This window comes from Ligilactobacillus acidipiscis DSM 15836, assembly GCF_001435755.1.
Classification (GTDB): Bacteria; Bacillota; Bacilli; order Lactobacillales; family Lactobacillaceae; genus Ligilactobacillus; species Ligilactobacillus acidipiscis.
In genome coordinates this window covers 1-10,701 of record NZ_AZFI01000059.1, presented here as the reverse complement: position 1 = coordinate 10,701, position 10,701 = coordinate 1, and the positions used below count along the sequence as shown (strand labels likewise).

General features: G+C 36.8%; 12 protein-coding genes. 9 read left to right on the top strand and 3 right to left on the bottom strand.

What is annotated here, in order from left to right; all coding sequences use genetic code 11:
• The first annotated feature begins 56 nt into the window (after window positions 1–56).
• The 6 genes from FC65_RS05585 to FC65_RS05560 all read left to right on the top strand — a co-directional run bounded on the left by FC65_RS05585 (window position 57) and on the right by FC65_RS05560 (window position 3,879).
• A complete protein-coding gene (locus FC65_RS05585) occupies window positions 57–719 on the top strand; it encodes an ABC transporter ATP-binding protein (protein WP_056971866.1) in 663 nt (220 codons plus the stop codon).
• On the top strand, window positions 703–1,458 hold the full coding sequence (locus tag FC65_RS05580; RefSeq protein WP_056971865.1) for an ABC transporter permease: 756 nt from the start codon (window positions 703–705) through the stop codon (window positions 1,456–1,458). The genes FC65_RS05585 and FC65_RS05580 overlap by 17 nt, the downstream gene beginning before the upstream one ends.
• A 150-nt stretch (window positions 1,459–1,608) precedes the next feature.
• Window positions 1,609–2,115: a dihydrofolate reductase gene (locus tag FC65_RS05575; RefSeq protein WP_056971864.1), complete on the top strand. Its 507-nt coding sequence runs from the start codon at window positions 1,609–1,611 to the stop codon at window positions 2,113–2,115.
• Between the two features lie 78 nt (window positions 2,116–2,193).
• Window positions 2,194–2,469, top strand: a complete 276-nt coding sequence (locus FC65_RS05570; protein WP_010495721.1) for a hypothetical protein — start codon at window positions 2,194–2,196, stop codon at window positions 2,467–2,469.
• 646 nt (window positions 2,470–3,115) lie between these two features.
• Window positions 3,116–3,679: a hypothetical protein gene (locus tag FC65_RS05565; protein ID WP_056971863.1), complete on the top strand. Its 564-nt coding sequence runs from the start codon at window positions 3,116–3,118 to the stop codon at window positions 3,677–3,679.
• A gap of 2 nt (window positions 3,680–3,681) precedes the next feature.
• On the top strand, window positions 3,682–3,879 hold the full coding sequence (locus FC65_RS05560) for a hypothetical protein (protein WP_010495726.1): 198 nt from the start codon (window positions 3,682–3,684) through the stop codon (window positions 3,877–3,879).
• Window positions 3,880–3,945: 66 nt separating this feature from the next.
• On the opposite strand, the gene FC65_RS05555 is transcribed toward FC65_RS05560, so the two are convergent.
• The 3 genes from FC65_RS05555 to msrA all read right to left on the bottom strand — a co-directional run bounded on the left by FC65_RS05555 (window position 3,946) and on the right by msrA (window position 7,028).
• On the bottom strand, window positions 3,946–5,529 hold the full coding sequence (locus FC65_RS05555; protein WP_056971862.1) for a putative polysaccharide biosynthesis protein: 1,584 nt from the start codon (window positions 5,527–5,529) through the stop codon (window positions 3,946–3,948).
• Window positions 5,530–5,596: 67 nt separating this feature from the next.
• Entirely contained in the window at window positions 5,597–6,130 is a 534-nt protein-coding gene (locus tag FC65_RS05550) for a GNAT family N-acetyltransferase (RefSeq protein ID WP_056971861.1), read from the bottom strand.
• Between the two features lie 79 nt (window positions 6,131–6,209).
• Window positions 6,210–7,028, bottom strand: coding sequence for a peptide-methionine (S)-S-oxide reductase MsrA (gene msrA, locus FC65_RS05545; RefSeq protein ID WP_056971860.1), 819 nt, complete (start codon window positions 7,026–7,028; stop codon window positions 6,210–6,212).
• A 340-nt stretch (window positions 7,029–7,368) separates the two neighbouring features.
• On the opposite strand from msrA, the gene FC65_RS05540 reads away from it, so the two are divergent.
• From FC65_RS05540 to FC65_RS05530, 3 genes are all read left to right on the top strand, one after another.
• Window positions 7,369–8,592, top strand: coding sequence for an argininosuccinate synthase (locus FC65_RS05540; protein ID WP_056971859.1), 1,224 nt, complete (start codon window positions 7,369–7,371; stop codon window positions 8,590–8,592).
• 19 nt (window positions 8,593–8,611) lie between these two features.
• On the top strand, window positions 8,612–9,994 hold the full coding sequence (argH, locus tag FC65_RS05535; RefSeq protein WP_082619048.1) for an argininosuccinate lyase: 1,383 nt from the start codon (window positions 8,612–8,614) through the stop codon (window positions 9,992–9,994).
• A gap of 218 nt (window positions 9,995–10,212) precedes the next feature.
• Window positions 10,213–10,629, top strand: coding sequence for a pyridoxamine 5'-phosphate oxidase family protein (locus tag FC65_RS05530; RefSeq protein ID WP_056971858.1), 417 nt, complete (start codon window positions 10,213–10,215; stop codon window positions 10,627–10,629).
• The last annotated feature ends 72 nt before the right edge of the window (window positions 10,630–10,701 follow it).

The following is a 10,701-nucleotide window of genomic DNA, read 5'->3' as shown; positions in this document are numbered from 1 at the left end:
ACGAACTAGCACCACGCGTAAATGAAAATATTTAAAATATAAGGAGAAAATTACTTATGGAACAAATTGTTTTCCAAAATATCTCATATCGAGTCGATGATAAGCAAATATTAGATGATATTTCACTAAAAATTGATAAGGGAGAAATAGTGACGATTGCGGGGCCGTCTGGGAGCGGTAAGAGCACATTAGTCAGAATATTGGCTTCACTTATAACACCAACAGCAGGGAAAATCATATATGCAGGTAAAGATATTGAAGAAGAAGAACCAATCAGTTACCGCAGGAGAGTGTCGTATGCAATGCAGCAGCCGACTCTATTTGGTAAGACTGTTCGTGAAAATTTAGAGTTTCCCTACCAGATCCGTCAGCAAGCCTTTGATGAAAACAGAGCGCTTATTGCTTTGAGGACGGTTGGGCTTTCTGAAGATTATTTACAACGTGAGGTCAATAATTTGTCCGGTGGTGAAAAGCAACGAGTCGCATTGTTGAGAAATATTTTAATTTTGCCAGAAACATTGATCATGGATGAAGTAACCGCTGGTTTAGACGGGGATAACCGCACGATCATTTATCAATTGATCGAAAAATTAAATCAGCAGGGCGTGACGATTATTATTGTTACGCATGACGAACAAGAAATTGCGCAGGCAAAACGATTGGTAGAAATAAAGAATGGAAAAATAATGGGGGGTAGGGAGCATGAATTTAGCCGTTAATAATCAAGGATTGGTTTTAGCATTCGTGTTGGTATTGATCACGATGGGGATCGCTTATAAAGAAAAATTACAAGTCAACAAGGAAATCATTATCAGTGTTATACGGGCAATAGTGCAGTTGTTCCTGGTAGGTTATTTGTTGAAGTATGTTTTCCGAGCCAATAACAATATTTTGACGATAGCGTTGGCTTTGATCATTATTTTTAACGCTAGTTACAATGCAATGAAAAGAAGCCAAGGGATCGAACATGGTTTTAGAAATTCATTTTTAGCTATTTTTATCAGCACGGGAGTTACGCTGACAGTCCTAGTAGGAATCGGAACGATCAAGATGATACCTTCGCAATTGGTCCCTATTACTGGGATGATCGCATCAAATGCGATGGTCGCAATTGGAATTTGTTATCGTAATTTAAATCAAGCTTTTCGTGACCAACGGCAACAATTACTAGAACGTTTGGCATTAGGAGCTGACTTAAAAGATGCGTCATTACCGATCTTACAAGAAACGATCAAAATTGGTATACAGCCAACAATTGATTCAGCCAAGACAGTGGGGATAGTTAGTTTGCCAGGAATGATGTCAGGTTTGATTTTTGCAGGTGTTGATCCAGTACGTGCAATCAAATACCAGATCTTGGTAACTTTTATGTTGCTGTCAACGACTGGGATTGCTTCTTTTATTGCTTGTTATCTTTCTTACCGCTCATTTTACAATGAACGAAAACAATTACTGTAAAACATAGCTAATTGAGTACTTAAGGTCATCCAATGCTTAATTTTTGTCATGAAAATGTTTCACGTGAAACATTTCAGCAAAATTAATTCCGAATTGCTATACACAGTGTATTATTAGGGGTGTAAAGAGGAAAAAGGGAAGGGTGGTTTGATGTTAGCATTTATTTGGGCTGAAGATAGTAATCATGGTATCGGTTATCAAGGTCAACTACCTTGGCACATGCCCGCGGACATGAAATTTTTTAAAGATACAACTACAGGTAATACGATAGTCGCAGGGCGTAAAACTTTTGAGAGCTTTAAACGTCCACTGCATAACCGAAAAAATATAGTTCTGACTTCTCGTGATGAGAAAGACTTTCCTGAAGGAGTGGTTGTTTATCATAGTGTAAAAGAGGTATTGGAATACTATACGAGACAACCAAGTCAAAAAATGTTCATTATTGGTGGTGTGCGCTTATTTGAGGAATTTTTACCTTATGCTACAGATTTGTACCGGACAACGATCGACCATGAATTTGCGGTTGATACCTATATGCCTGAAATTGACTATAACCATTTTATGTTAAGTGATTTTGTGGAAGGAAAAGTTGATGAAAAAAACAAATATCCGCATCATTTTGAGCATTTTATGCGAGTCGAACCAGAAAATGAATAAAGATATTGTTGTTGATAAAGAGAGATTCTAAAAGCAGGATCTCTTTTTTGCTAGAACAAGGAAAGGAATTGAGAGAACATGGCAGCTAATTTGGAAGAAAAAATTAATGATACGAATGATCCGGACAAATTAAAACAGTACCTTGAGCCGCTTAGTGATATGGATTTCTGTCAGGTGATAGTTGATTGCGCAGATGGACAAAGGCTGGATAACTTTGTTCCACAGCATAAGTTTCCGGCTTACACGATTGCTTTGCATTGTATTGATCATCAGAAAATCAGTAGTAAGCAGCGGAAAACCATTCAAAATCTTTTTTTAGCGACGAAAGCAAAGGGGACTGACAATGCAGGATAGAAAGGGGCTATTAAAAGCATTATTGATTGCCTTGCTTTTTTTAATACTTGCATCACTTTATTTTAAGCGAGAATCTTTTGAATCTAATAGTACAACCGTAAATAGTAATGAGAATGTCGTGCAAACTTTTGCTTAGTAGTCATATCATGAAGTCATAAGAAAAGAGCCAGAAAAAAATAGTAGTTCTAGAGAATGTATTTAGGAAAAAAGCCGGACACAGACTTGACGTATAATCGACTAGGAAACATAGTGAACTTTTTGTACTCGGCTAAGGAAGGTGCTAAAAACTTTTTGTTGACCCAAGTTAGTCAAGAGATTGGTTAATAAAAACCATTATTTTGGTGGTCGACGAAAACGAATTGTTCTCAAAAAGTAAATACAAAAAAACAGGTGCAAAATGTTGGAAAAGCCAGAATTTTGCACCTGTTTTCAATTTTGAGGCCAGTTTTTCCTAGCTTCCTGCAAAAGGAGCTGTTTGATTAAGACAATTTGAAATAAAAGGGTAAAGAAGGCCATTGATAAATCGATACTTAACAAAATACTTGGAATCAAAGAAAAACTTAACGGAAGTTTTTACTCAGCACAAATCTGTTGTCTATATGATATCATTATGATATCATAATGGGTGTAAGGGGGGTAGATAGATATGTTTACATTTGGAAAAAAGATATCATTTCGGCCATTGATCATTGCTTTAATTTTCTTGTTAGTGGTGGGCTCACCTATTGCCGGCGCTTTTGGCATGTGGGGTTGGGCAGCTGGAATCGGAGTTTTTATTGTTGTAGTCTGTGTTTACTATCCGGGTGTACTTGAACTTGAATTTAACTATATTGAGATCACCGATCATGAAATTAAGTACTATGACTTTAGAAGTTGGTGGAAAAGAGTCTTGATGGTGTTTATGGGTCCAATGACACCATTAAAAAGCATTGATTTAGATGAAATTGTTAGCGCTCGCACTATTGGGCAAGAAAAAGGAGAAAAAATGCCAGTGGGCATGGCTATACCAGCTTCTAATTTTATTGGTGCTTTTGCCGGAGCAGTTTCCACCATCCAGAACCTGTATTGGATCGAAATTGAGTTAGAAAATGGAAAAAAGATAAAGTTATCCTTAGCACATGACAAAGCGTATAATACCGAAAAAAAGGTTAAGAAGGCTAAATTAGCAGTAGAATGGATCTTAGCGGATAAGAAGAAAGAAGACCATTAAGAATGAAAAAATTAAGTGGAATTTTGTTCATACTGATCGGTATTTGGGAGTTCTATGCGGTTTACCGGTCCTTTAAAAATGTGCAGAAAAAAGGCAATGAAAATACATCTGGATTCATGCCCCTATCTTTATGGAGTGGTGGAGTTTTCGGATTGATTATGATTGGAATTGGCACTACATTACTATGCAATACACTGTAATATCAAAATTTTGTCAAAAAAGAAGGCTGTAGGACTTAAAAAAAATTTTCCTACGGCCTTTTTAAGTTATTGTTCATCCTTTATTTTGAAAACTCTCTCTGATATTCCTAGTTTATTGACGAGAATAAGGTAAATCACTAAAGCTATGATACCGATCACCCCACAGAAAATAAAACCTGAAATTTTACCAGATGGCAAATAAATGTTTCTTGCTAGCAAGGTGATCAGCGTAATCAAAAGAAAATAGCCAATGTTAATTAGTATGATTGGGAATAGCCGACGTAAACTGAAACAAAATTGTTCGTGAATCTTACGGTAACTTAGAAAGCTCACTAAGCCAAAGGCAATCGCTGTTGCTAAAACAGCTCCCATACCCTGAAAATAGTAAACAAAAGGAAATTGGCAAACTATTTTGGTAACTAAAACAAATAAAAGATAGGTCATTGCTTTGCGACTGTAATGTAATGACTGTAGTAAGGTCAAACCATTGATAGCAATAGCCATGATAACACTTTGCCAAATATTGAAATATAAGAATAAAGCACCTTTAGAATCATAAGTAAAAAAGATACCATTAATTTCGGGTGAAAGTACGGCCAACATTGTAGCAGCCGGCAACAAGATAAATAACAAATAAGATAAATTTTGCTCTAACAACTTTTTGATACCTATACGGTCATGAATTGCATTTTTACCAGCAATCAACGGTAAACTTGTTTCCGCCAGTGCTGTGGCTAATGCAATAATGACAGCAGTGATCTTTGAAGGATTAGCTGAAAAGATAGTATAAATGTATTGAGTGTATTCGGATGATTTAGCTAACAAACCTTGCATGATCTGTTTAAAAAACAGTTGATCTACAATCTGACAAAGGGTGATGCCAGCACCGACGATAACAAACGGCATTGATTCATATGCAATCATAAACAAAGTGTGTTTCATTCCGTGCAGATCAAGCGGTAGACTTTTCTTTTGTTCAGCATGATAAAGCGGCAATTGACGCTGATAATGAAAAAGTAAATAAAAGTAGCTCGCTAGTGCACCAATAAAGGCAGCAAAAACACTGAAGTATACTGCGATAACATAGCTGGCGTGAAACTGATAAATCAGCAAGTAAGTACTGCTTAGGATGAACACTACGCGAAAAATCTGTTCCCAAAGTTGGGAAATTCCAAATGGCCTGAGGTCCTGGTTTCCTTGAAACCAACCACGAATAATACTCATTGAAGGTAGAATAGCTACTGCTGGAGCTAAACTTCTAATAGCAATAGTAGAATTCCGCTGTGAAACAACAGGTGTGTTTTTGGCAAAAAAAGGTGCAAAGAAATATAGAAGAGCAGCAAAGAAAAATCCAGAAATGACCATCAACCAGAAACCAGTTTTGAATAATTTGTGACCATTTTTAAATTTTTGCTGACTATTATACATAGCAACCCGTCTAGCAATACCAGATGGAAAACCTGCAGTACCCAGAGAAAGAAAAATTGCATAAATAGTATAAGAAGAATTATTTAATGCCTGTGCAGTTGTAATATTGTGGGCAGACCCCATCATGTAAAGCCAGGGAATCAAGTAAACGACGCCCAAAGCACGTGAAAAAATACTTCCAAAAGAAAGCCAAAAAGAACCGGATATCAATTTTTTGTTCACTTAAAATACACCTTACTTATCTAAAAATTTTGATTAAAGGAGGAAAGTTATTTCCCGGGTTATTTTTCTAAAAGTCGTAATAAAAATATATGTCAGCTTTGCCAGACTGAGAGGTATGATCATACACCTTAGTATTTAACCCGCCAATTCTAAATCCAAAAGATAGGTAAAACAAGCAAGCATTAAGGTTGTTGTTTTGGCAAACTGTAAAAATCCCTGCATATTTTGCCTTTTTTGCAAGTTGGCATGCCTGTAACAATAGCTTTTGTGCAATAGCTTGGTGGCGATATGCGACGTTAACTTTTAAATCGTCTAAATAGAGATACTTAAATGGCTGCTTCCTAAAAACAGCTAGTCCCACTGGTTGTGTTTGCGTAAATGCTCCGAGAGCAAAGCCGGTTGCATTGATCTCTGAAAGTTGGTAGTTTTCTTGTGGAAATATTTGTGAAGTACTTTGAGAAGCAGCATAAAAATTGATGTTGTAACACCATTTATTTGATAGCTTAACAACATTTAAATCTCCGATGATTTGAAAAGGCTCATTTTTAAGCTTCAAGGCAGACCGATTATTGTCTACAATGGGCTCGATTTTTATGTCCATATTAGTGTCTCTCCTTGTTAACTTTTCCATAGAGGATCACAGCATTAGAAAAAGCGGATTTATCTTACCGTGATTTGGTTTATTTCTTAAATAAGGTCCTTATCCTGGCATGTAAATGTTGCAGAAATAAGACTTGTTTGCGCGTTCTTTCCAAATGGCGATATCTTGTTTTAAACTTTTTATAAAACTCTTGATGATAATTTTCTGCGGGCCAGAATGTTTTTGCGGGTTCGATCGGAACAATGATTGGTTTTACATATTTATTGGAACTTTGTAATTCACTTTTTGATTTTTCTGCTATTTGTTTTTGCTCGGGTGTTGTGTAAAAAATTGCGGGACGATAATTGTTTCCTCGATCATCAAACTGTCCCTCAGCGTCTGTAGGATCGATCATTCTCCAATATGTTGCCAAGATTGTCTGGTAATTAATTTTTCTTGAATCAAAAATAATCTCTACAGCTTCTACATGCCCAGTTTTGTGTGTCTTGACTTGTTCATAAGAGGGATGTTGCAAATGTCCTCCCGTATAGCCGGATATTACTGATTTAACTCCTTCCTTGGTGTTAAAGGGTTCAACTAGGCACCAAAAGCATCCACCGGAAAAAATAGCACGTTCTTGAAAAGCTGGGTCTTTTTGATAATGAATACTATAATCAAAGCGCATTTTTCCCGCTGGGTCACCTTTTAGTTGCAAATAAAAATCTGCAACAGCAGGTGTTAAGTTATTTCTTAAGGCTAATGGACGCAAATTGAATTCAAGTTGTTCAAGTGAGGTTTTGATTTCTTGACCAGCTTGAATTTTTTTGCGTGTCTGTTCAAGTAATTGCTTTTCCCATTCATGTGTAGCTGTGTTGTTGAGTAAGGTCTGTAAATTTTGTAAAGTTTCAGTTTTATTCATATGTGAAACAGCCTCCTTACTAGTAAAAACCTTGCAACATGCATGTCTGAGTAATTATAGCACAGAGCTATGTGAAACTAATGAACTCGGCCGTTAAATTCTGCAAAGCATATATCTATTTATCGTGAAAACTTTGTTACTACTGAAATATACGCACTAAAAAAATTTTTTCTCAGTAATGAATAACTCAAGTCAGAAAACTTTATTTTTCAGAACCACGCCTATATTATTCACTGAAAATGAATATTATCTCTTTTTATTGCATAAAAGTAAAAAAATACTTGCAATATATGTATAATTATTCTACTATTGAGAAAACATTTTAAAAAGAGGAATTGACATGAGCAAAGAAAAAGTAGTTTTAGCATATTCGGGTGGTTTGGATACTTCTGTGGAGATTGCATGGCTCAAGAATGCTGGATATGATGTGATTGCTTGTTGTATTGATGTTGGTGAAGAAAAAGATTTGAACCAGATTCAACAAAAAGGTAAGGAGGTCGGGGCGATCGGATCAGTAGTAATCGATGCTCAACAAGAATTTGCAGAAGAGTATTGTTTGATCGCATTACAAGCACATACTTATTACGAAGGCGAGTATCCTTTAGTCTCTGCACTGTCGCGGCCCTTGATTGCGAAGAAATTAGTCGAAGTCGCTAAACAATATAATGCAACTACGATTGCACATGGTTGTACAGGTAAGGGAAATGACCAAGTTCGTTTTGAAACGGAGATCCATGCTCTGGCACCTGAATTAAAAATTGAAGACCCAATTCGTGACCAACATATGTCCCGGGAAATGGAAATTGAATATGCTAAAGAAAATAGCATTCCTATTCCGATCAGTAAAGAAAGCCCCTATTCGATCGATGAAAATTTATGGGGACGTGCTAATGAATGTGGCGTGTTGGAAGATCCGTGGGCAACTGCGCCAGAGGATGCTTATGAGAGAACAAATGCTTTGGATAATACCCCAGATATACCTGCTTATTTAGAGATTTCTTTTGAAAAAGGTGTTCCTGTTTCAATTGATGGGGAAGAATATCAATTGCATGATCTGATCAAATATGTCAACAAAATAGCTGGACAACATGGTATTGGGCGGATCGATCACGTAGAAAATAGGTTGATCGGTATCAAGTCCCGCGAAATATACGAATGCCCCGGTGCTGAAGTTTTGCTAAAAGCGCATAAAGACTTAGAAGACTTGACCACAACGAAAGATTTAGCACATTTTAAACCTATCATAGAAAAAGAAATTACAGATACGATATACAACGCTTTATGGTATACGCCGTTATTTGATTCATTAAGGGCCTTTTTAGTCGAGAGTCAAAAGGAGGTTAATGGTACTGTCAGAGTTAAATTATTTAAAGGAAATGTTATTTGTGAAGGACGGCAGTCAAAGAACTCCTTGTATGACTTGAATTTAGCTACTTATACTGCTGCGGACTCATTTGATCAAGAATCAGCAGCTGGTTTTATTAAGCTGTATAGTTTACCTTCGACAGTTCATGCTCAGGTTCAAAACAAACAACATATGCCACAAATGCAAGATTTGAAGTAAAGAGTGGGGTGGAAAACTAATGGAGATAAACCAAATGTGGGGCGGCAGATTTGAAAAAGGAAACAGCACAGATGTCATCGCTTTTAATGAGTCGATTTCTTTTGACAAACGTTTAGCAAAGCAGGATATTTTGGGTTCTCTTGCACATACTAAGATGTTGGTTCATACTCAGATCCTTTCTCAAGCAGAAGGTGAACAAATAATAAACGGCTTAGAAAAACTGCAAAAGAAGTTGTTGGCTGGAAATTTAAGCTTTTCAAGTGATTACGAGGATATTCATATGAATATTGAGACCCTGCTGCAGCAAGAAATTGGTCCAATTGCTGGCAAATTACACACTGCTCGCAGCCGTAATGACCAGACTGCCACGGACATGCATCTTTTCATGAAAGATGAAATTTCCCAGATCATTAACTTGTTAGACCATTTGCTCAAGGTCATTGTTATTAAAGCAGAAAAGAATATTACGACTTTGTTAGCAGGTTATACTCACTTACAACATGCACAGCCAATCTCTTATGCGCATTACTTAATGGCGTATTATGAGATGTTTACGCGAGACCTTCAAAGATTTAAGACAGCTAAAGCCAGTGCTGATGATTCTCCTTTAGGAGCTGCTGCTTTGGCAGGTACGACTTTTCCGATAAACAGGGAGTTTAGTGCACATGAATTGGGGTTTGGAAAAGTCTATCAGAATTCGATCGATGCAGTATCAGACCGCGATTATTTATTGGATTTTTTAAGTGCTTCGGCAACGGTGATGATGCACTTAAGTCGATTCTGTGAAGAGATCATTCAATGGAATTCTTATGAATATGACTACATTGAAATCAGCGATGAGTATGCTACTGGAAGCTCCATTATGCCGCAAAAGAAAAATCCAGATGTTGCAGAGTTGATCCGTGGGAAAACTGGGCGTGTGTATGGGGAACTTTTTTCCTTGCTAACGACACTGAAGGGGCTTCCTTTAGCATATGATAAAGATTTACAGGAGGATAAGGAAGGAGTATTTGACGCAATTGACACAGTAAAAGCCTGTTTGTCATTATTTGCAGGGATGCTTGAGACGATTTCAGTGAAAAAAGATAAGATGGCGGCAGCATTAAAAGACGACTTTTCGAATGCCACTGAGATGGCAGATTACTTAGCAAATAAGGGATTACCGTTCCGACAAGCACATCAAGTGGTTGGAAAATTAGTTCACTATGGAATGGAACATCACTTGCCCTTACAGGAAATGAGGCTGGAACAACTTCAGAAGTTTGAACCAAAGATCGAGGCTGATGTGTATAGTATTTTATCTCCCAAGAAAGCTGTAAAACGACGGATATCATTAGGAGCGACGGGTTTTACGCGAGTCAGTGAGCAGATAAAGCGTGCTCAAGAAAAATTATTTCATTAGAGTAAGTTTTAAAAATATGTTGGTATTAAATTGATATGTTTATTTTAGTTATGTCTAGCATGATGATAAAGACAATTTTTTATATAAGGTCAATCAAAAATTTAAGAGAGTCTATGGTAATTTTAGTATTTGGAAAACGGTTTATTTGCTACAAAATAAGGATGCTGGTAAGATATTAATGTTATATTAAAAATTAATTATCGGAGGCATATATTACCATGGCAAAATTAACCAGTGAAATGAAAGAATTATTTGCAAGTGAATTTCCGTTTCTAGCTACCGCTGACAAAAATGGCAATCCTAAGGTCGGACCGAAAGGCTCTTTTAAGGTATATGATGACGAACATTTGGCATATGTAGAATGGACTGGCAAGGAAGCGTTTGCTAATTTGAAGGCTAGTGGCAAAGCTGCTGTTGCAGTTGCAAGCAAGCCGAAAAATGCTGGTTTTCGTTTCGAAGGGGCAGCACATATTTACTATCCTAATTCTCCAGAATATACTGAAGCAAAGGAAAAAGGTGGATTTGGCGATGGAATCGCAATCGTTGTGATCGATGTTGAACGAATTTATCAATTAAAAGCGTCTGCTCAATCTGGCGATTTGTTAGATGAAAGTGTTCCAGCACGAAGAGGATAATTTACTTATAAAAAAGGACCACTACAATTAGAGCGCAAAATAATGGGTCTAAACTTTTTAGTGTTGATGAGC

Coding starts and splice junctions, on each gene's coding strand:
- FC65_RS05570 (WP_010495721.1), top strand. CDS start 2,194: ATGGCAGCTAATTTGGAAGAAAAAATTAATGATACGAATGATCCGGAC.
- FC65_RS05560 (WP_010495726.1), top strand. CDS start 3,682: ATGAAAAAATTAAGTGGAATTTTGTTCATACTGATCGGTATTTGGGAG.
- FC65_RS05565 (WP_056971863.1), top strand. CDS start 3,116: ATGTTTACATTTGGAAAAAAGATATCATTTCGGCCATTGATCATTGCT.
- FC65_RS05580 (WP_056971865.1), top strand. CDS start 703: ATGAATTTAGCCGTTAATAATCAAGGATTGGTTTTAGCATTCGTGTTG.
- FC65_RS05575 (WP_056971864.1), top strand. CDS start 1,609: ATGTTAGCATTTATTTGGGCTGAAGATAGTAATCATGGTATCGGTTAT.
- FC65_RS05540 (WP_056971859.1), top strand. CDS start 7,369: ATGAGCAAAGAAAAAGTAGTTTTAGCATATTCGGGTGGTTTGGATACT.
- FC65_RS05550 (WP_056971861.1), bottom strand. CDS start 6,130: ATGGACATAAAAATCGAGCCCATTGTAGACAATAATCGGTCTGCCTTG.
- msrA (WP_056971860.1), bottom strand. CDS start 7,028: ATGAATAAAACTGAAACTTTACAAAATTTACAGACCTTACTCAACAAC.
- FC65_RS05585 (WP_056971866.1), top strand. CDS start 57: ATGGAACAAATTGTTTTCCAAAATATCTCATATCGAGTCGATGATAAG.
- argH (WP_082619048.1), top strand. CDS start 8,612: ATGGAGATAAACCAAATGTGGGGCGGCAGATTTGAAAAAGGAAACAGC.
- FC65_RS05530 (WP_056971858.1), top strand. CDS start 10,213: ATGGCAAAATTAACCAGTGAAATGAAAGAATTATTTGCAAGTGAATTT.